Source organism: Synechococcus sp. C9 (genome assembly GCF_022984075.1).
Taxonomy (GTDB): domain Bacteria; phylum Cyanobacteriota; class Cyanobacteriia; order Gloeomargaritales; family Gloeomargaritaceae; genus Gloeomargarita.
The window spans coordinates 159,133-178,532 of record NZ_JALAAD010000001.1; the positions used below are offsets into that span (position 1 = coordinate 159,133).

The 19,400-nt window shown below is 53.4% G+C and carries 19 protein-coding genes; 11 read left to right on the forward strand and 8 right to left on the reverse strand.

The genetic code is table 11. The annotated features are described in order from the left end of the window. The first annotated feature begins 106 nt into the window (after positions 1–106). Complete coding sequence (thiO, locus tag MLD66_RS00795; protein ID WP_247215051.1) at positions 107–1,165, forward strand: glycine oxidase ThiO; 1,059 nt, start codon at positions 107–109, stop codon at positions 1,163–1,165. Positions 1,166–1,657: 492 nt separating this feature from the next. Continuing rightward, a complete protein-coding gene (gene dnaN / locus MLD66_RS00800) occupies positions 1,658–2,806 on the forward strand; it encodes a DNA polymerase III subunit beta (protein WP_247215052.1) in 1,149 nt (382 codons plus the stop codon). A 7-nt stretch (positions 2,807–2,813) separates the two neighbouring features. Here the strand turns inward: dnaN and serA are convergent, their stop codons facing one another. Then, complete coding sequence (serA, locus tag MLD66_RS00805) at positions 2,814–4,394, reverse strand: phosphoglycerate dehydrogenase (RefSeq protein WP_247215053.1); 1,581 nt, start codon at positions 4,392–4,394, stop codon at positions 2,814–2,816. A gap of 68 nt (positions 4,395–4,462) precedes the next feature. On the opposite strand from serA, the gene MLD66_RS00810 reads away from it, so the two are divergent. The 5 genes from MLD66_RS00810 (at position 4,463) to trpA (ending at position 8,605) form a co-directional block, all read left to right on the forward strand. Further along, the gene (locus tag MLD66_RS00810) at positions 4,463–5,566 is read left to right on the forward strand and encodes an ABC transporter permease (protein WP_247215054.1); all 1,104 of its coding nucleotides are present in this window, start codon (positions 4,463–4,465) and stop codon (positions 5,564–5,566) included. 52 nt (positions 5,567–5,618) lie between these two features. Beyond that, the gene (locus tag MLD66_RS00815; protein ID WP_247215055.1) at positions 5,619–6,386 is read left to right on the forward strand and encodes a pentapeptide repeat-containing protein; all 768 of its coding nucleotides are present in this window, start codon (positions 5,619–5,621) and stop codon (positions 6,384–6,386) included. 109 nt (positions 6,387–6,495) lie between these two features. After that, a complete protein-coding gene (locus tag MLD66_RS00820; protein WP_247218871.1) occupies positions 6,496–7,083 on the forward strand; it encodes a Uma2 family endonuclease in 588 nt (195 codons plus the stop codon). A gap of 73 nt (positions 7,084–7,156) precedes the next feature. Next, on the forward strand, positions 7,157–7,744 hold the full coding sequence (locus tag MLD66_RS00825) for a Uma2 family endonuclease (protein ID WP_247215056.1): 588 nt from the start codon (positions 7,157–7,159) through the stop codon (positions 7,742–7,744). Positions 7,745–7,810: 66 nt separating this feature from the next. Continuing rightward, positions 7,811–8,605 (forward strand): tryptophan synthase subunit alpha, encoded by a 795-nt coding sequence (trpA, locus tag MLD66_RS00830; RefSeq protein WP_247215057.1) that lies wholly within the window; start codon positions 7,811–7,813, stop codon positions 8,603–8,605. On the opposite strand, the gene MLD66_RS00835 is transcribed toward trpA, so the two are convergent. Continuing rightward, complete coding sequence (locus tag MLD66_RS00835; protein WP_247215058.1) at positions 8,581–9,681, reverse strand: glycosyltransferase family 4 protein; 1,101 nt, start codon at positions 9,679–9,681, stop codon at positions 8,581–8,583. The two genes, trpA and MLD66_RS00835, sit on opposite strands and share 25 nt — an antisense overlap. Before the next feature lie 86 nt (positions 9,682–9,767). Here MLD66_RS00835 and MLD66_RS00840 point away from each other — a divergent pair, with 86 nt between their 5' ends. Further along, on the forward strand, positions 9,768–10,703 hold the full coding sequence (locus MLD66_RS00840; protein ID WP_247218873.1) for a DMT family transporter: 936 nt from the start codon (positions 9,768–9,770) through the stop codon (positions 10,701–10,703). A 29-nt stretch (positions 10,704–10,732) separates the two neighbouring features. Continuing rightward, positions 10,733–12,688 (forward strand): DNA polymerase III subunit gamma/tau, encoded by a 1,956-nt coding sequence (locus MLD66_RS00845; RefSeq protein WP_247215059.1) that lies wholly within the window; start codon positions 10,733–10,735, stop codon positions 12,686–12,688. Between the two features lie 147 nt (positions 12,689–12,835). Here MLD66_RS00845 and MLD66_RS00850 read toward each other — a convergent pair whose 3' ends face one another. The 6 genes from MLD66_RS00850 to MLD66_RS00875 all read right to left on the reverse strand — a co-directional run bounded on the left by MLD66_RS00850 (position 12,836) and on the right by MLD66_RS00875 (position 16,932). Next, positions 12,836–13,930, reverse strand: coding sequence for a glycosyltransferase family 4 protein (locus MLD66_RS00850; RefSeq protein ID WP_247215060.1), 1,095 nt, complete (start codon positions 13,928–13,930; stop codon positions 12,836–12,838). A gap of 134 nt (positions 13,931–14,064) precedes the next feature. Further along, positions 14,065–15,072, reverse strand: a complete 1,008-nt coding sequence (locus MLD66_RS00855) for an NAD-dependent epimerase (RefSeq protein ID WP_247215061.1) — start codon at positions 15,070–15,072, stop codon at positions 14,065–14,067. A gap of 2 nt (positions 15,073–15,074) precedes the next feature. Beyond that, the gene (locus tag MLD66_RS00860) at positions 15,075–15,377 is read right to left on the reverse strand and encodes a DUF3593 domain-containing protein (RefSeq protein ID WP_247215062.1); all 303 of its coding nucleotides are present in this window, start codon (positions 15,375–15,377) and stop codon (positions 15,075–15,077) included. Further along, positions 15,374–15,649: a DUF2499 domain-containing protein gene (locus MLD66_RS00865; protein ID WP_247215063.1), complete on the reverse strand. Its 276-nt coding sequence runs from the start codon at positions 15,647–15,649 to the stop codon at positions 15,374–15,376. Before MLD66_RS00865 ends, MLD66_RS00860 begins: the two co-directional genes overlap by 4 nt. A gap of 4 nt (positions 15,650–15,653) precedes the next feature. Beyond that, positions 15,654–16,127 carry a hypothetical protein gene (locus tag MLD66_RS00870; RefSeq protein WP_247215064.1) on the reverse strand — a complete coding sequence of 158 codons (474 nt, stop codon included), beginning with the start codon at positions 16,125–16,127 and terminating at the stop codon, positions 15,654–15,656. Further along, positions 16,114–16,932 carry a fatty acid desaturase gene (locus tag MLD66_RS00875; protein WP_247215065.1) on the reverse strand — a complete coding sequence of 273 codons (819 nt, stop codon included), beginning with the start codon at positions 16,930–16,932 and terminating at the stop codon, positions 16,114–16,116. The genes MLD66_RS00870 and MLD66_RS00875 overlap by 14 nt, the downstream gene beginning before the upstream one ends. Before the next feature lie 180 nt (positions 16,933–17,112). On the opposite strand from MLD66_RS00875, the gene MLD66_RS00880 reads away from it, so the two are divergent. Both MLD66_RS00880 and MLD66_RS00885 read left to right on the forward strand, forming a co-directional pair. Further along, on the forward strand, positions 17,113–18,189 hold the full coding sequence (locus tag MLD66_RS00880) for a glycosyltransferase (protein WP_247215066.1): 1,077 nt from the start codon (positions 17,113–17,115) through the stop codon (positions 18,187–18,189). Between the two features lie 354 nt (positions 18,190–18,543). After that, positions 18,544–19,224: a lipid-binding SYLF domain-containing protein gene (locus MLD66_RS00885; RefSeq protein ID WP_247218875.1), complete on the forward strand. Its 681-nt coding sequence runs from the start codon at positions 18,544–18,546 to the stop codon at positions 19,222–19,224. Positions 19,225–19,400: the final 176 nt, after the last annotated feature.

Below are 19,400 nucleotides of genomic sequence, written 5' to 3' on the forward strand. Positions count from 1 at the left end.
ATAGAGGTGCCCTACAAAGACCGGGGAGCGATGGACTGGGAACCGTTGTTCTCAATTTAATTAAATTAAGATTGCTATGGAGTTGCGCCAACGATCACCCGTCAGCATGGATGTTTTAATCATTGGGGGAGGCATCATCGGGCTGAGCATTGCCGTTGAACTCGCCAAGACCCAAGGACGTGTGGGCATCATTGATGGGGGTTTCCCCGGTACCGCCGCCCAGGCCGCCGCTGGGATGTTGGCCCCCGGTGCGGAGCAGATTCCCCCCGGTGCCATGCGGGATTTGTGCGAAGCCAGTTTACAGTGCTACCCGGCTTGGATTCAGGATTTAGAGGAGCGCACGGGACAAAGCACCGGCTACTGGCCTTGCGGGATTGTGGTGCCGGTGACCAGTCAAGCGGCGGGTCACCACCGGGGTTTATGGCTCAACCGGGAGCAACTCGACCAACGCCAGCCCGGTTTGGGGGCAGATTTCATTGGGGGTTGGTGGTATCCCAACGATGGTCAGGTGGATAACCGCTTGCTCCACGCCGTTTTGTACCAAGCCGCCCAATCCCTGGGGGTGCAGTTCTTTTCCCATGAAACCGTGGTACGCATCGCCTCCCAAGGCACCCAAATCACCCAGGTCGTTACCCATGAGGCTTCCCATCAGGCCGGGCATTATGTGTTAACCACTGGCGCCTGGACCTGCAAACTTTTGTCCCTACCCGTACGCCCCCGCAAAGGGCAAATGCTGGCTCTCCAGGCCCCCCACGCCCCGGGCTTAAATCAGGTGGTTTTTGCCAGTGCCTACCTGGTACCCCGCCGGGATGGACGCTTGGTGGTGGGGGCGACCAGCGAAGATGTGGGCTTTCAAGATGGCATCACCGCTGGGGGATTGCACCAACTCCTAGCGACGGCAATGCAAACCTACCCACCGCTCCAAAATTGGCCGCTCTTAGAAACCTGGTGGGGCTACCGACCCGCCACCCCCGATGAATTTCCCATCCTCGGCCCTAGCCCCTGGGAGAATCTCACCCTCGCCACCGGGCACTACCGGAATGGAATTTTACTCGCTCCCATCACCGCTCAAGTGATTGGCAAGTACCTGAATGGTCATCCCTGGCCTGCGGAGCTGGCGTTTTGCCGATGGGATCGCTTTGGTCATGCGCTGAACCTTCTGTAATTTTTTAGGTCATTTTCTGGTAATTAACTATCATCTCTTTACAAATAGTTTATGTACAATTTATAGATAATTTATATACATCATTAGGACATCATCCAACTTTGACCCCGCCAAAGCCAGGGATGGAATTGTTAAAAATTATTACAATTTTTTGGGTCAAACCTGTGGATAAGTTGTGGATAAGTGGCAAAAATCTGTGGATAAGTCGGGCTAAAGCTGTGGATTATTTGGGGATAAGTCGGGGGGGGCTGTGGATAAAAAAAGGGGGCTGTGGATAACTTGGCATTTTATCCACAGGTTATCCACAGGTTATCCACAGGGGGGGGTGGTCTGAAACCCCGTCGCCGTCAATCATCCCCATAAGTTATCCACATATCCACAGGCTCTACTACTATCTACTAAAGAAAAATTTTTATTCTTGAAGACCGGAGTAGAGCGACGCTGGGGCAAGGGGGGTGGTAGGATGGCATCACTTTGGGGTACATTGCCGGTATGCACGTGACCTGTTCCCAAAAAGACCTGAGCAACCATTTGAGCATGGTCAGCCGTGCCGTCGCCAACCGACCCACCAATCCGATTTTGGCGAATGTGTTGTTTTCAGCGGATGCGACCTCGGCCCAGTTGACCTTGAGTGCCTTTGACCAAACCCTCTGCTTACAAAGTCGTTTGTCCGCAACGGTTTACGAACCGGGAATGATTACCTTGCCCGCCCGCACATTGGGGGATTTGGTTTCCCGTTTGCCGGAGGCGGTGGTGGAACTGAAAATCAGCGATACCCAGGCGACGGTGCGGGCCCGTTTGGAACGGGAGGGGAAAAAAGATACCCTGGCGGGACCCTACCAGATTGCCGGTTTGCCGGGGGAGGAATTTCCCGCCCTACCGGAGGTGACGGCAACGGCGGTGCCCCTGGACCGAGAAGCGTTTTTGCAGGGCTTGCGGGGGGTGTTGTTTGCCGCCAGTAGCGATGAAACCAAACAAATTTTAACGGGGGTACATCTGCAAACGAGGGGGGAAAGCCTGGAATTTGCCGCTACGGATGGGCATCGGTTGGCGATTGTGGAAACGGAGTTAGCCAGCGGGGGACAGCCGGTGCAAGCCACGATTCCAGCCAGGGCACTGCGGGAGGTGGAGCGGCTCTTGGCAAAATACGAGGGGGAGGTGGTGCGGTTTTGCTTGGAACCCCACCAGGCGGATTTTCAACTGCCCCAGGAGGAGGGGTTTCAGCAGCGGTTGGTCACCCGTTTGTTGGATGGGATGTACCCCAACTATCGCCAGTTGCTCCCCAGGGAGTTCGCCCGGCGGGTGGTGATGGAGCGGGAGGATGTGATCCATGCCCTGGAGCGGTTGGCAGTGTTGGCGGGCAGTCGCAATGTGGTGAAATTTTCCCTGGATTTGGACAATGTGATCCTGGCGACGGAGGGCGGCGAATTGGGGCAGGGACAGGAGCAAATCCCGGCGGAAATTGAGGGGGAAGCCCTGGATGTGGCGTTCAATGTCAAGTATGTCCTGGAGGGTTTGAAAGCCATGTCCACCAGCCAGGTGCAAATGCAGTTAAATTCCGCCACCGCCCCGGTGATTTTTTCGCCCCTGGGGGATGTGAAAATGACCTATCTGGTCATGCCGATTCAATTGCGGGGTTAGCTAGGGGTCACAGGTTCACCACATAGGCATCCTGAATCCCCTGAATTTGCACCACCTCGCTCACCACCCCGTCCGGCAGGGGGTCATCAATGCTCAAGACCATCACCGCATCCCCCCGCACCAGTTTGCGCCCCACCTGCATACTGGCAATGTTTACATTAAAACTGCCCAGTAGGGAGCCAATTTTGCCGATGATCCCCGGCATATCCTGGTGCAAGGTAATCAACATATAGCGGGTGGGAGCAACGCTGATGGGAAAACCGTCAATGCTGGTGATCCGCAGTTCCCCCGTCCCCAGTAAGGCACCGGCGACGCTGTGTTCCCCCTGGGTGCCCTGGGCAGTGACCACCAAAGAGCCGCTGTAGTCCCGCACGGATTCATCCCGGGTTTCCACCACCCGAATTCCCCGTTCTTTGGCTTCTAGGGCGGCATTGACGTAATTCACCCGCTCCTGCAACGCTGGTCCTAGCAAACCCTTGATGGCGGCAATCACCACCGGCTGGCTGGCATTGTTCGCCAATTCCCCTTGCAACCGCACGCCCAGGGTTTCCACCCGTCCCCCCGCCAACTGCCCCGCCAGATTGCCTAGGAGTTCCGCCAATTCCAGGTAGGGTTTTAGGCGGGTTAAGACCTCCGCACTCAAACCGGGGATATTCACCGCCGAGCGAGCCGGTAGTCCCAACAGCACATCCCGGATTTGCTCCGCCACATCGGTTGCCACGTTGCTCTGGGCTTCAATGGTCGAAGCTCCCAGATGGGGTGTAAGGACAACTTCTTTACCCAGTAATAACAGGGGGCTATTGGTAGGCGGTTCCTGTTCAAACACATCCAAGGCAGCCCCGGCAATCCGCCCCGCTTTGATGGCATCTACGAGAGCCACTTCGTCAATCAGTCCCCCCCGGGCGCAGTTGATGATCCGGGTGGTGGGCTTCATTTTTTTGAAACTTTCCCGGTTGATCAGATGGGTGGTGTCCGGGGTTTTGGGAATGTGCAGGGTGATGTAGTCCGCCTCCCGCAGGAGAACCTCCAACTCCATCAACGTACAGCCCAACTGTTCCGCCCGTTCCTGGGAGATAAACGGGTCATAGGCTAATAGACGCATTCCCATCGCCCGGGCAATGGTCGCCACATGGGAGCCGATTTTCCCCAAACCCACGATGCCCAGGGTTTTTTTGTAAACCTCCACCCCCAAAAATTCCTTGCGGTTCCACTCCCCGGCTTTGACCATCTGGTTTGCTTGGGGAACGTAGCGGGAAAGCGCCAGCATCAGGGCAATGGTATGCTCGGCGGCGGCGATGGTGTTGCCCTCCGGGGAATTGACCACCACAATCCCTTGGCGGGTAGCCGCTGGGACATCAATATTGTCCACCCCCACCCCGGCTCGACCAATGATTTTCAGGTTGTGCCCCGCCGTGATCACGTCCTGGGTAACTTTAGTAGCGGAACGCACCAGCAGACCATCGTATGCGCCGATACAGGCTTTGAGTTCCTCGGGGGAAAGGTTGTGGCGTTGGTCCACCTGGGCGACCTGGGATAAAATGGCGACCCCTGCCGGGTCAATGGGTTCCGTCACCAATACACGGGGCATAGCAGTTCACATTAAACAATTGCCCTTTAATTTACCCTGTTTGGTAGGGATTCGGATAGGATTTTTTTATGAATTGGTGGCACCATCCCCTGGCTCGTTGGGGGGCAATGATTCTCCTGGTATTGTACTTGGGAATGGTAGGGGCGGATTTTTTGGCTCCCTACGACCCCTACGCCAGCCAAGAAAACGGGGCACTACTCCCCCCCACCCAAATATACTGGCGACCCTGGCCGCAGGTTTACCCCACCACCCAAGGCCCCTTGGATTTGGAAACCGGGGAGCGGGAATTGCGGGTGGATCGCACCCAACCCAGACCAGTGCGGTTTTTTGTCCGGGGTTATGCCTACCGTTGGTTGGAATTGACCGTGCCCGTACCCCAGTGGACGCAACGGGGTTGGCAGGTGACGGATTGGCGGGTGTTTCCCGGTATCCCCAGCGACTGGCATCTGTTTGGGGTGGCGGCACCGGCGTATCTCAATCTCTTGGGCACCGATGACCAGGGGCGGGACCAGTTCAGCCGGTTACTGTTGGGGAGCCGGATTAGTTTGTCGGTGGGCTTGGTGGGAATTCTCATCACGTTTCCCATCGGTATCCTGCTGGGGGGGGTGGCGGGTTATGCGGGGGGGTGGGTGGATGCCCTGCTGATGCGCCTGGTGGAGGTGTTGATGACCATTCCCAGCATTTATCTTTTGGTGGCCTTGGCGGCGGTTTTGCCCCCCGGTTTGACCAGCAGTCAACGGTTTTTGTTAATTGTACTGATTACTTCATTTATCAATTGGGCGGGGTTGGCGCGGGTGATTCGGGGGCAGGTGTTGAGTATCAAAGAGCAGGGTTTTGTCCAAGCGGCTCGGGTGTTGGGGGCGAGACCCTTGGGGATTTTGTGGCGGCATATTTTGCCCCAGACCACGACCTATGTGATCATTTCTGCCACCCTGACGGTGCCGGGGTTTATCGTGGCAGAATCGGTGTTGAGTTTGATTGGCTTGGGAATTGAACAGCCGGATGCGTCTTGGGGGAATATGCTCTCTCTGGCGACGAACGTATCGATCATGTTATTACACCCGTGGTTGGTGTGGCCCCCGGCGCTGATGATTGTCCTGGCGGTATTGGGTTTCAATCTCCTGGGGGATGGTCTGCGGGATAGTCTGGACCCCCGGCAGAAAGGGCGTTGATCGGGGGATTGATATAGTAAAAATAGCCTTTTTTTGTCTAGCAGTTGCCACCGTGACTCCCCCTCTGGAATCGGATGAATTTTTGGCTCGTTATGCGGAGGGGGAACGGGATTTTAGTGGTAGCAATTTAACCAAACTCATTCTTGTCCAAGCGCACGTGCCGGGGTTGAATTTAACCAATGCAGATTTGACCGGAGCTATTTTTTACATGGGGAATCTCGCTGGTTCCTGTTTCCAGGGGGCTTGTTTACAGAATGGTAATTTTTACCGCGCCCAGATGTACCGGAGTGACTTTACGGAAGCGGTAGGTGTCGGGGCGAATTTCGTAAATGCTAACCTGAGTTGGTCAAATTTAACCGGTGTTATCCTGCAGGAAACATCCATGAGTATCGCCGATTTGACGGGCGTGATTTTGCATCAGGCGAATTGTCGCCGGGTAGATTGGGTGGGAGCCAATTTGACCCAAGCCTATATGCAAGGATTAAATGCTGCTGAGGCGACGTTAACCAACGCTCTTTTGGTAGAAGCCAACCTGCGGGGTGCCAACCTAATGGGTAGTAATCTGGTCAATGCCAATCTGTCCTATGCCAATTTGGATTATGCGGATTGCGATGGAGTGAATTGGAGTGGTGCAAATTTATTCAAAACCTCACTCCGCTATGCCTGTCTGCGTTTTGGTCAGTTTTTTCAGAGCAATTTACTCCTAGCGGATTTATCCGGGGCGGATGTCACAGGCATTAACCTCGAAGAAGCCCAGGGTGCAGTTAAAATACCCCGGTCAGAGGTGCCTAAATTTCACCCGCCAGCGGCTTCCGGCTGACTCTTTGCTCCGGCTTTAACCATAGGCAATGTGGTAGCTTGGGGGATGGATGATAAACTGATATTGCTACCTTTAGTTGCATCTTCGCTGAATAAATTTATTTATGGCTATGATCGCCGTACCCAATAACGACCATTATTTTTCACCAGAGGAATATTTTGCTTGGGAAGCACAGCAATTAGAGAAACATGAGTTAATCAATGGTCGAGTGTATGCCATGACCGGTGGCACCAGGAACCACAGTGATATTGCAGGCAACATCATGACCATTTTCAAAACCCATCTACGGGGGAGTGGTTGCAAGGTTTACAACTCTGATTGTCGTATCAATATCATCGGTACTAATGATTTTACTTACCCTGATTTGAGCGTGACTTGCGACCCCCGAGATCGGGAGCATTCTTTGTATATCACCTATCCCTGTTTGATTGTGGAAGTCTTATCCCCAACAACCGAAGCCTACGACCGGGGTAAAAAGTTTGCGAGATACCGCCGCAATCCTCACTTAATTGACTATGTTTTGGTCAGTTCTGAAGAGATAGCAATTGATATTTATCACAAAAATCAGGCGGGGGATTGGTTAATTTTGAGCTATCGGGCGGGAGATACGGTGGAATTTCAAAGTATCAATTTACGGGTGCCGATTGAGCAAATTTACGAGGAAATCATTTTTGAAGAATCGCCAGGGGGGGCTTAGGGTGATAAACTCTCTGCCTCATAATTCTCTATAATTACCACTAAAATTACCAGTAATTAGAGGTGCCCTAGCTATGATCGCCGTACCCAATAAGGATCACTATTTTTCGCCAGAGGAGTATTTTGCTTGGGAAGCACAGCAGTTAGAAAAATATGAGTTAATCAATGGTCGAGTGTATGCCATGACCGGTGGCACTCAAAATCATAGTGCGATTAAATTAAATCTTGCCAGTTTAATCAGAGGATATTTGCGAGGAAAACCTTGTCGTGTTTTTAACTCCGATTTGAAGGTTAACATTCTTTACACGTCCAACTATACCTATCCTGATTTGAGCGTGACTTGCGACCCCCGAGATAGGGAGCATTCTTTGTATATCACTTATCCCTGTTTGATTGTGGAGGTCTTGTCCCCAACTACCGAAGCCTACGACCGGGGTAAAAAGTTTGCGAGATACCGCCGCAATCCTAACTTAATTGATTATGTTTTAGTCAGTTCTGAAGAGATGGCAATTGATATTTATCACAAAAATCAGGCGGGGGATTGGTTAATTTTGAGCTATCGGGCGGGAGATACGGTGGAATTTCAAAGTATCAATTTACGGGTGCCGGTTGAGCAAATTTACGAGGAAATCATTTTTGAAGAATCACCGGGGGAGATTTAGGGTGATGATTTTTTCACAACCAGCCATGATTTAATAGTGCCTCAGCCCCTTTGTCGTTGTTTCCCCATGCCAATTGCCATTTCTGAGCAATTTCGCCGACTGCAAGCCCAATCCCGGTGCGCCCTGATTCCCTTCATTACCGCCGGTGACCCGGATTTAGCCACCACTGCCCAAGCCTTGCTCACCCTGGCGCACGCCGGAGCCGACATTATCGAACTGGGGGTGCCCTATTCCGACCCCCTGGCGGATGGTTCTGTGATCCAAGCGGCCGCTACCCGTGCCCTCAAACGGGGAACCACCCTGACGCAGGTTTTAGAATTAGTACATACTTTGTCTGGTCAAATCACTGCCCCGATTGTTTTATTTAGTTATTACAATCCCATTCTCAACCGGGGCGTGGAACCCTTCCTAAAAGACATTGCCCAGGCGGGGGTGCGGGGGTTGGTGGTGCCGGATTTGCCCCTGGAGGAAGCCCACGTTCTCGCCCAGCCTGCCCAGGATTACGGGGTCGAACTTACCCTGCTGGCGGCTCCCACCAGTCCCCCGGAGCGGTTGGCAGCCATTGCTCGACAATCCCAGGGGTTTGTGTATCTGGTCAGTGTGACGGGGGTGACGGGGGCACGACAGGCGGTGTCGGAGAAAATTCCCCATCTACTGCGCCAACTGCATCAGGTCACGGAGAAACCGATTGGGGTGGGGTTTGGGGTGTCCCAGCCGGAACAGGCGCAACAAATTCGGGATTGGGGTGCGGATGGGGTGATCGTTGGCAGTGCGTTTGTCCAGCGGTTGTATGAACAGGGCATCCCGGCGGTGCAAACCTTTTGCCAGCAGTTGCGTCAAGCCTTAGATAGCAACGATTGATATAGGTTGGCTGTGCGCTCCACCATTTTGGCGACGGTAAATTCCTGCACCAAGCGGGCGTAACCGGCGGCACCCATGCGGGCACGTTGTTCCGGGTTGGTTAGTAACTGCACCACTGCTTGCGCTAGGGCGGGCGGGTCGTTGGGGGGAATGAGTAACCCGGTTTCGCCGTCTATGACAATTTCGGGAATGGCACTGACCCGGGTGGCGACAATCGGTAGGCGGGCGGCCATCGCTTCCAACAAAACCAGGCCAAAACCCTCATGTTGGGAAGGGTGGATCAGCAGGTCAAACTGCCGCATCCATTCGACGGCTTGGGATTGATAGCCCCAAAATTCCACATAGGCAGTGAGATGTAATTGGTCGGCTAGGGTGGTTAATTCCTGACGTAGCGGGCCATCCCCCAGAATGACTAACCGCACCTGGGGAACACTTTTTAAGATGATTGGTAATGCCTGTATGGCGGTGGCGTGGGACTTTTGGGGCACCAACCGCCCGACCATCCCCAGGGTCAATGTGCCAGAGGGTTTGGGAGGAATCGGGGCTTCCCGAACCGGCGGGTCATAGCCGTAGGGAATCACGGTGATTTTATCCTCCGGCACCCGCTGGTAGTACTGGTTAAACCGCTTGATATGTTCAGAAATGGCGATCACATGGTGAAACCAACGGGTATTCCAGGTGATCAGGGGACGCATGGGCCACCGCTGGCGATACCGGTTATCGTTGTGCCGGGTACACAGGACTTTCACGCCGGGGAGACACCGGGCGGCTAACCCCCCATACAGGTCGGCATAGAGTAAATGGGTATGCACAATGTCATAATTCCCCTGGCGCAGGATATGTACTAATTGGGGGAGAATTTCCGGTTGCCATTCCGACGCTACCCGCTGGTCAATCACGGGCACACCCCGGCTGTGGAGGGCTTGGGTAAAGGGGCTGGGGGCTTCCTGGGGTTTGGTGAGGGCTAAAAAAGTTACGTCATAACCCCGCTGGCGCAACCCCGGCAGTAGCTGGAGCAGGTGGTTTTCCGCCCCGGCGATGGCACCCGCCCGTTGGATGTGCAAAATTTTGACCATAGGGGAGAAATCTGTTTGCAAAAGTTTACACTGGGTTACGATAGGAATAATTATTTCATTGGCTCAACGTTCGTAAACCTTTGCCTATGCATCCCCTGTGGTTGGTCAGTCCATTTTTCTTTTGGGGTACAGCCATGATCGTCATGAAGGCGATCCTACCCCAGACGGCTCCCCTGTTTTTGGGGGCGTTTCGTTTGATCCCGGCGGGGCTGTTGGTGTTGGCGGCGGCGGTGGTGCTGGGACGTTCGCAACCCCGTTCCTGGCGGGCGTGGGGCGCAATTCTCCTGTTTGCGTTGGTGGATGGCACCTTGTTTCAGGGGTTTTTGGTTACTGGGTTGGCACGGACTCAGGCGGGGTTGGGTTCGGTGATGATTGATTCCCAACCGTTGGTGGTGGCACTGTTAGCCTGGTGGCTGTACGGGGAAGTGATTGGTCTGTGGGGCTGGCTGGGATTGGCTCTGGGTTTGACGGGGATTGGTATGATTGCCCTGCCTCCCCAGGAATGGGCGCATCTGGGGGACTATTGGGCGCAGGTGGCGGGACATGGGGAATGGTGGATGTTGTTGGCGGCGGTGGCGATGGCATTGGGGACGGTGATGATGCGCTGGTTGAGCCGTTGGGTTGACCCCCTGGTGGCGACGGGCTGGCATCTGGTGTTGGGGGGCATTCCCCTACTGGCGCTGTCCGGGCTGTGGGAAGGGGCGGCGTGGAGCCAGGTGAACGCCTGGGGCTGGCTGGGCATGGCGTACAGTGCGGTGTTGGGCAGTGCCGCTTCCTACGGGTTGTTTTTCTACCTCGCCGCCCAGGGGAACCTCACCAGCTTGAGTGCATTAACGTTTTTAACGCCGGTGTTTGCCCTCACCTTTGGGGCGTTGTTTTTGGGCGAAACCCTGACCCTTTGGCAGTTGAGCGGCGTGATTTTGACCCTGATCAGCATTACGTTGATTAACCAACGGCATCGCTTGCAAACCCCAGTGGCGCAACCTGTACCTGTCCCCGTATCCGTAAAACCCAGCCCTTGAGATAATGGGATTACTTCCGGGCACTGGCTGTGTACATTCCCTTACATCACAAATACCGCCCCCAGACCTTTCAGCAATTGGTGGGTCAGGCGGTCATCGCCACCACCCTGAGTAACGGGGTACGCACGGGACGGATTGCCCCAGCCTATATGTTCACGGGGCCCAGGGGTACGGGGAAAACCTCCTCCGCCCGGATTCTCGCCAAGGCATTGAACTGCCAAAGTACGAACCAACCCACTCCGGAACCCTGCGGGGTCTGCGCCCTCTGCCAAGCCATTACCCAGGGGAATGCCCTGGACATCATCGAGATTGATGCCGCCAGCCATACGGGGGTGGACAATGTGCGGGAGATGATCGAGCGGGCGCAGTTTGCCCCCGTCCAAGCCCGGTACAAAGTCTTTATCATTGACGAATGCCATATGCTCTCCGGGGCGGCGTTTAATGCCCTGTTAAAAACCCTGGAGGAACCGCCGGAGCGGGTGGTGTTTATCCTGGCGACGACCGACCCCCAACGGGTGCCTGCTACGATTATTTCCCGGTGTCAGCGGTTTGATTTTCGCCGCATTGCCCAGGCGGACATGGAAGCCCATTTGCGCCAGATTGCCGAGCAGGAGGGGATTGAGATTACCCCGGCGGCGTTGACCTTGGTGGCGCAGTTGGCACAGGGGGGGATGCGGGATGCGGAAAGCCTGCTGGATCAACTCAGTTTACTGCCGCCGCCGATTCAGCCGGAACAGGTGTGGCAGTTGGCGGGACGGGTGCCGGAACGGGATTTGTTGGAGTTAGTACAGGGGATTTATACCGAACCTTTGATGGCGGTGTTGCAACGGGGGCGGGCACTGCTGGAACGGGGCTGGGAACCCCTGCAACTGTACCAACAACTGGTGGGGTTTGTGCGGGATGGGTTGATCGCCCTCACTGCCCCGCAGGAACGGCATTTGACGACCCTGATGGCGGATACCTGGCAGGCTTGGCAGACCTTGGGGGAACGGATCACGGCGACGGATTTGCTCCACGCCCAGGAGTATTTGCGCCAAAGCGAACCTCAGCTTCGCCATACGACCCAGCCCCATCTATGGTTGGAGGTGACGTTGTTGGGATGGTGGCATCTGTGGCAGGAGAAAACCGCCTCCGCAACACCTGCGCCTGCTTCAGCAATAAATTCATCTTCAATAGCTAAGGCTTCACCCGCTCCGGCAATCACTTCATCTACTCCGGCGATTAATTCATCTGAACCGGCAATACCTTCGCCTGCTTCGGCAAATAATTCATCTCTAATTGCTAAGGCATCACCTGCTCCGGCAATCGCTTCATCACCACTGCCAACGCCTACGCCTACTCCGGTAGTTAAATCATCGCAACCCGCAACAGCTTCACCCAGTTCAACAATTAATTCATCTCCAGCGGCAACAACTTCACCGAGTTCCGAGATTCAATCACTATCTGCGGCAATTGCTTCGGCTAAACCAGCAGTAAATTCATCCCCAACGGCAACCGGGACTACTTCAGAAATGCCGGATTTAGCCACCCTTTGGGCACAGGTGGTAGCACATATCAAAAAACCGCCTGCCCGTTCCCTATTTCAAGAAGCGAGCCTGGTGAAATTAGAAAACCAACACGCTGAAATTGCGCTCAAAACTCCAGCCTTACTGCGAAATGCTGAAGGGAAAATCAAGGAGGTGCAGGCGGCTTTCCAGAAGGTGCTTGCCCAACCCATTACAATTACGCTGACGGTACCCAAGGGAAACGCTCCCCCCATAAGCGATTCGCCGGTTAGCAATACGGTTAGTAATAACAGTAATAATAATAGTAATAGCAATGCCCATCATTCCTCAGTTCAGACACCGGTTCCAGCCACGCCCCCAGAACGCCCGTCTTTATCTACCATTCCCAGCGAGGATGGGGTCATGATAGCCGCCCGACGGTTGGCGGACTTTTTCCAGGGAGAGGTGATTGTCCCCCCAGATGAGAGCGAAGATTTTTAGAAGTCAACCATCAGGGCACCTCTATCAATTCAAAGTTAGCCCCGTCCTTGGTTCTGGCTAATATGGGCATTCCCACGATGGGATTTATGATTGGTTCAAATAAGGTTCAAATAAATAGAGGTTCCCATCAGTCATCCCTACCTCAAATCATCTGGAACAAACCCGCCCATAGACCGCTAAAGTTTCCCGTAGCAATCGTTCAAACGTGAAATATTTCTCATAACGTTGTCGCCCCGCCTGTCCAAGGAGTCGCCGTTGTGCCGGGTCAGCCACCAGTCGCTGGAGGCAAGTCACCAATTGTGCCTGATCGCCTGGGGGCACCACATAGCCCGTCACCCCGGGAATAACCGCTTCGGCGGCACCCCCCACATCGGCAACAATCACCGGCAAACCCGCCCGCATCGCTTCTAAGGTCGAACGGGGAAAAGCCTCCCAATGGGAAATCAAGGCAAAAATATGGGCTTGAGCCAGCAAATTGGCAACATCACTGCGATAGCCCCAAAAAGTTACTCGTGCAGTTAAATTTAACTGGTCAACCAACTGTTTTAATGAGGTTAATAAAGGACCATCCCCCACCAAATCTACCCGTACATCCGGTGGTTGTAAAACTGCCACTGCCCGCAGTAAATCCGCCTGAGCTTTTTGGGGTTCTAAACGCCCGACCATGATAATCCGTACCGGCTGACCCTGATCCGGTTGTGCCATCAATTCGGGATGAATATCCGGCATGGCATTGTAAATCGTGACTAATTTTTCTGGTGGTAAACCTAATTTTATCCCCTGTTGGCGGATGGTTTCGGCAACACAAATAATTTGGGGGGTAATCGTCGCAAAGATTCGTTCTAAAACTTGATAAACAAAAGCTGTCCAGCCGGGAGTGGCAAAGGACCAACCATGTACCGTAAAAACAAAAGGAATTTTTTGTTGATAGCAAACTAAACGCCCCAAAATACCCGCTTTACTAGAATGAATCGAGACTAAATCCGGTCGCAAGTCACCAAGTAATTGATGGAGTTTTACGAGGGCTTGGGCATCTTTTATGAAATCAATGGGACGCACCAATTCGGGAATAATATAATGGGGGATTCGATAGTTTTTTAATAGATTTTGCAAAGGTTCCCCTGCCCCGGAAATCACTCCCACCTGATGCCCCTGTTGCCCTAACTGTTGGGCTAAATCTTTGACGTGAATTTGTGCCCCGCCAATCGCATCCCCCCGGGTGACCAAAAAGCAAATATACATTACGACACCTCGATTAATTTACAGTGATAAAAAATCATCTTTTAGGAAACCTTGTAGTTAGAAGAACCAAGTTGGGAACCTACCCCCTGGGATCGTTAATTGGTCATTTAATTGGTAATTTTTAGGGTTGCTCATTAGGTAATGTGGTAGTAATCTCGATACCAGGCGACGAATCGGGGAATTCCTACCTCAATGGGCGTTTGCGGTACAAATCCCACAGCGTTGGTTAAATCCTCAATGTCCGCATAGGTAGCTGGCACATCCCCCGGTTGCATGGGCAAAAATTCCTTGATGGCTGGACACCCTAAGGCTGATTCTAAAACCTGAATAAAATCGAGTAACTGCACGGGGCGATGGTTGCCGATATTATATAAACGGTAGGGGGCAGTGCTGATCCCTGGGTGTAAATGTATATTCGCTTGGGGCGTGGGGATATGTTCTAAAACCCCTAACATTCCCGCCACAATGTCATCAATATAAGTAAAATCCCGTTGCATTTTACCGTGGTTATAGACCTGAATGGGACGCTGTTCTAAAATGGCTTGGGTAAACTTAAATAAAGCCATGTCCGGTCGTCCCCAGGGTCCATAAACGGTGAAAAATCGCAGTCCGGTGGTGGGGATATGAAACAAATAACTGTAGGTATGTGCCATCAGTTCATTGGATTTTTTGGTAGCCGCATACAAACTAATGGGATGATCCACGTTATCTTGCACGGAAAAAGGCATTTTTGTATTTAATCCATACACGGAACTAGAGGAGGCAAAAACCAAATGTTTCACCCCATACTGCCGACACCCTTCTAAAATATGCAAAAAACCCACCACATTGCTTTCCACGTAGGTATGGGGATGGTCGAGGGAATAACGCACCCCCGCTTGGGCGGCTAGATGCACCACAATTTCCGGTGGATGTTCGGCAAACAATTGCTCCATACCCTGACGGTCAGCCACATCTAACAGGAGAAAAATAAAGTTAGGATGATTTTTTAATTGATGCAAACGATCCTGTTTTAATTGCACCGCATAGTAGGGATTGAGATTATCCAAACCCACCACCGACCGCCCTTGTGCCAATAATGCCTGGGCAAAATGAAACCCAATAAAACCCGCCACCCCTGTGACCAACACCTTACCCGTCATGTTTACAATTCCTCAGCGGTGTGATTTTTGATCTTATGCTGAAGTGCCCGCCGTACCCCCAACACCAGGGTCAAATTTGCCACCGTCAGCCAAAGTTCCGCCGCTCCGTGCAGGACATCCACATTCGCCAAAGTCTGCCCGTAGAACCGCTGTGCCACAATCCCCGCCGGAATGGTAATTGCCACAAACAGCAGGGTCAACCCAAACCCCAGGAGAATCCCCCGGGGTGCCTGCGCCCGCCACAAACACCAGAGAAAACCCAGGTAGGGAAACAGGGACAACCCAAACAACAGGCTCTCGGTCATGGTTTCGCCACCCGCATTAGCCCCCAAGCCGCCCACCAGAGGGCAATATTCCCCACCAGGGTTAACCCCGCTTGCCAGGTCACCAACCAATCCAGGTGGGGGTCATTGTCAAAAAAATGCCAGGTAATCGCACAGAGGGCACTGCCCAAAGCGGGAATCATTGCCCAGGTGATCCGGCGCCAACCGTACTGCCAAAATAAATACATCGCTACGCTCCATTCCAACACACTGGCGATGTGGATCATCCAAGTGGGCAGGGACAGGACGTGCATCGTACTAACTCCGACTGCGGTTGATCAGCAGGCAATTTACCAGATAGCCTACCAGAAATCCCCCGACCGCCAACCAAAAACCCGGGTGATACTCCAACCGCAGTACCCCCGCCCCCTCCGTCGCCACCCGCTGGTCAAAGCGGGATTTGAGCATCAGCAACAGGGTGCCGCCCACCGCCCCGGAACCCACTGGTAACCACAATCCCCAGCGGGAGGGGAGAAAACTGGTGGTCAACCCCACCCAAGCCGCCGTGAAAGCCACCCCCGCCGCCGGTTGCGGTTGAATTTGAGGGATGCTGGTCGGGCTAGGACTAGGTTGAGTGCCGGTTATCAGTTGGATACCGGAGATTTGGGTTTGCAGGGGTTGCACCGTGCAGGACAAAGTTACAAAAGGCAGGAAGAAAGCGACAATCACTACCCCAAAAATCCCCGCCCGCAGGCGATGCAACCACCGCCAAGCCCCGTCAAGAGGACTCATTCGCCAAACGTACTTTGGTCGCCAGCCCCAACTTCTGCAACAGCCACACCGTCATCCAAGTCGCATCAATCTCCCACCAGCGCAGACCGTGCCGGGCGGAATGGGGATAGGCATGGTGGTTATTGTGCCAGCCCTCCCCGTAGGACAACAGCGCCACCCACCAACAATTCGTGGAACGATCCCCGGATTCATGGGAACGGTAGCCAAACTGATGGGTCGCACTATTCACCAACCAAGTGCAGTGATACACCAAAACCAAACGCACAAAAATGCCCCAAATCACCCAAGGCCAGCCCCCTAGAGCCAACAGCAATAAACCAAATGCCACCTGAATCCCCAGCATCCAATTCTGCATAAATAAGTAAACGGGGTCCGTATTAATATCTTTGGTGTATTTTTCCACATCCGCATCGGCGGGAATATGGTGCAACATCCAGCCCAAATGGCTCCACCAAAACCCCCGGTTGGAATCATGGGGATCCCCCGGCTGATCCGAGTGCAGATGATGAATCCGATGCAAACCCACCCAATCAATGGGTCCCCCTTGACAGGCTAAAGTGCCACAAAAAACCAAAAAATACTCCAACCATTTGGGGGTTTGAAAACTGCGATGGGTCACCAAACGATGAAATCCCAAGGTAATGCCCAACCCGGCGGTCACCCAGTGCAGCACCAGCATCACCCCAATCGCACTCCAATTGGTCATCCCCGGCACCAAGGCGACCAGGGCACCCAAGTGAATCCCTCCCATGAAGATAATGGTTACCCAATCCAGGGGCAAACGTGTCTCTGCGGCAGTGGTCATGAAATAAATCCTTATAGTCAACGCTCTCACCCTATCATGAAATTCCCCTTCTGTGGATCATTGCCCGGGGGTCTTATGTTAGGGTAAACTCGATCCGCCCCTTTGCCCGTGAATATGGCTCTCCTTGCAATTCAATCTGTGCTAGTTTTGTTAGTCATTTGTAGTGCAATATTTTATGTAATGACGGGGGTGGTGGTGCGCCAATTTGCCCAGGAATGTCACCAAAGTTACCCAATGGTTGATCCCGGTGGGGTTTCCCTCCTGATTCCTGTGCGGGGCTTGGATGAAGATGCGGCGACCAATTGGCGTTCCTTCTGTCAACAAAATCATCCCCAATACGAGGTCATTTTTGGGGTGATGGAACCTGATGATCTAGCGGTTCCTACGCTTCAAGAGTTATTAAACAGCTATGATCATGTGCGCCTGATTTATTGTTTGCAGATTCACGGTATCAACTATCAAATTAGTAATCTCATGCACCTGTTGGATGTTGCCCGTTATGAAACCATCGTTTTTGCCGACAGTGATATTCGGGTGACCCCGGATTATTTAACCAGTGTAACGACTCCGTTACAATTGCCCGAAATTGGTCTAGTGACCTGCGGCTATATGGATCATCATCCCCGCTTTTTGGGGGCGGCTCTGGCATCCCTGAACCGGTGTGTGGAATTTCTCCCCGCTTTTCTGCTGGGGCGGGCGTTGGACGGGGGGTTGCGGTTTGCCCTGGGGCCGACCATTGCCACCCGTAAGGAGGTGGTACGGGCGTGGGGTGGTTTAGAGCAGGTGGTGAATCGGATTGGTTCGGATTTCCACATGGGACGGTTGGCGCGCCGGGCGGGATTTCGGGTGGAATTGTCCGGCTACATCCTGGATAACTGTTGTGGGCGGGAATCCGTACCCCAGGTGTTACAGCGGGAATTGCGTTGGGCGAGAACCATTCGCCTCAATCGGGGTGCCCAATACTATGGCTTGGGGGCAACGTTTGGGTTGATTTACGGGGGCGTGCTCCTGCTGACCACCGGGTTGGCTGTCTGGTCGGTACTGCTGGTGTTGGTCTTGTATAGCCTCCGGGTGGCCCAGGCGGGGATAGCCATCCACACCTTCCGTTGTCCGGGGTTGTATCCCTGGTTGTGGGCATTGCCCCTGCGGGATGTGTTGAGTTTTGGGGTATGGCTGGCGGGAGCGTGGGGGCAACGGGTGTACTGGCGGGGGCGGTGGTTGGTGATCCAACCGGGGGGCACGTTACAGGCATCTTAGCGGATGAATGCCCCGATGATTAGATAGGGCATCTCTATTTATTTAAGCCAACCCATAGTCTGCGTGGCGTAGCCATAAATCTCATCCTTGGCATACCAATATTACCCAGAACCAAAGGCGGGGGTGCCCCCCTGCGACCGCTAACTTGGAATTGATAGAGGTGCCCTAAAGTTAACTACCTATTGATGAAGAAATTTTCAAATGACCATTGGTATGATTCGGCATGACTTACCTATGGGTGCCCATTCCCCCGGCTTGCTTTTCCCTTCCTGACCGGGAACCCACACCGGGGTCGCCACCGTCTCAGGGGTGGTACAGTAAAAAACTACCGCCGTTACTTTGGGAGTGAATGGGATGCGTTATGGGATGCTGATGGGTTTGATTCCCGCCGTTGTCATCACTATGGCTGTACCAGCCTATGCACAGGATGGGGAAGAGCAAATCCAAAATGCCGCCGATACCTTCGCTTCGTTCATGGCGAATCCCAACCAACGGATTCCCAGGAGTGTCATGCGCCAAGCCCAGGGAATTGCCATTATCCCGAATGTCACCACCGCTGGGTTTATTTTTGGCGGCACGGGAGGGGAGGGCATTATTACCGTCAAAGATGAAAAAGGCCGTTGGAGCAATCCCATTTTTGTCAACCTTTCCGGGGGTAGTTTCGGACTGCAAGTGGGGGCAAAGTCCTCGGACATTGTCCTGGTCTTTATGAACCAACGGGCGGTGCGTACGCTCCTGCGCCAGTCTTTTAATTTGGGGGGGGATGTGGGGGTTGCCGCCGGACCCGTGGGGAGTAATGCGGTCATGCCTACGGATGCACCGGGAAATAACGATATTTTTGCCTATTCCCGCAGTGCTGGTCTATTCGCTGGGGTCAGCCTCTCTGGGAACAAAATTTCCTATAACCGGGATCGCACCGAAGAATTTTATGGACGGGCACCCCTGACGGCTCAAACCGTTTTCAATGACCCCAACATCCCAGTGGTGCCAGTGGTGGAGCGACTCCATCAAGTCCTCAACCGCTCCATGCAGTAGGAGATTCATTAATTGGGGTTATGGCAATCCTATTTGATTAACGTTAGCTTGCGTGCCGTAGGCGTACAAAAACTCTTTAGAACCAAGGGCGGGGCTAACTCTGAATTTATAGAGGTGCCCTTAAGATTTTAATTATAAAACTATTATTCACAATGCAAATGTGATTGCCATATTCG

Bases quoted from the DNA above. Each gene is read 5' to 3' on its own strand.
- MLD66_RS00840 (WP_247218873.1), top strand. From the start codon at position 9,768: ATGCATCCCCTGTGGTTGGTCAGTCCATTTTTCTTTTGGGGTACAGCC.
- MLD66_RS00865 (WP_247215063.1), bottom strand. From the start codon at position 15,649: ATGCACGTCCTGTCCCTGCCCACTTGGATGATCCACATCGCCAGTGTG.
- trpA (WP_247215057.1), top strand. From the start codon at position 7,811: ATGCCAATTGCCATTTCTGAGCAATTTCGCCGACTGCAAGCCCAATCC.
- MLD66_RS00820 (WP_247218871.1), top strand. From the start codon at position 6,496: ATGATCGCCGTACCCAATAACGACCATTATTTTTCACCAGAGGAATAT.
- MLD66_RS00825 (WP_247215056.1), top strand. From the start codon at position 7,157: ATGATCGCCGTACCCAATAAGGATCACTATTTTTCGCCAGAGGAGTAT.
- serA (WP_247215053.1), bottom strand. From the start codon at position 4,394: ATGCCCCGTGTATTGGTGACGGAACCCATTGACCCGGCAGGGGTCGCC.
- MLD66_RS00875 (WP_247215065.1), bottom strand. From the start codon at position 16,932: ATGACCACTGCCGCAGAGACACGTTTGCCCCTGGATTGGGTAACCATT.
- MLD66_RS00850 (WP_247215060.1), bottom strand. From the start codon at position 13,930: ATGTATATTTGCTTTTTGGTCACCCGGGGGGATGCGATTGGCGGGGCA.
- MLD66_RS00835 (WP_247215058.1), bottom strand. From the start codon at position 9,681: ATGGTCAAAATTTTGCACATCCAACGGGCGGGTGCCATCGCCGGGGCG.
- MLD66_RS00810 (WP_247215054.1), top strand. From the start codon at position 4,463: ATGAATTGGTGGCACCATCCCCTGGCTCGTTGGGGGGCAATGATTCTC.
- MLD66_RS00885 (WP_247218875.1), top strand. From the start codon at position 18,544: ATGCGTTATGGGATGCTGATGGGTTTGATTCCCGCCGTTGTCATCACT.
- thiO (WP_247215051.1), top strand. From the start codon at position 107: ATGGATGTTTTAATCATTGGGGGAGGCATCATCGGGCTGAGCATTGCC.
- MLD66_RS00855 (WP_247215061.1), bottom strand. From the start codon at position 15,072: ATGACGGGTAAGGTGTTGGTCACAGGGGTGGCGGGTTTTATTGGGTTT.
- MLD66_RS00870 (WP_247215064.1), bottom strand. From the start codon at position 16,127: ATGAGTCCTCTTGACGGGGCTTGGCGGTGGTTGCATCGCCTGCGGGCG.
- dnaN (WP_247215052.1), top strand. From the start codon at position 1,658: ATGCACGTGACCTGTTCCCAAAAAGACCTGAGCAACCATTTGAGCATG.
- MLD66_RS00860 (WP_247215062.1), bottom strand. From the start codon at position 15,377: ATGACCGAGAGCCTGTTGTTTGGGTTGTCCCTGTTTCCCTACCTGGGT.
- MLD66_RS00880 (WP_247215066.1), top strand. From the start codon at position 17,113: ATGACGGGGGTGGTGGTGCGCCAATTTGCCCAGGAATGTCACCAAAGT.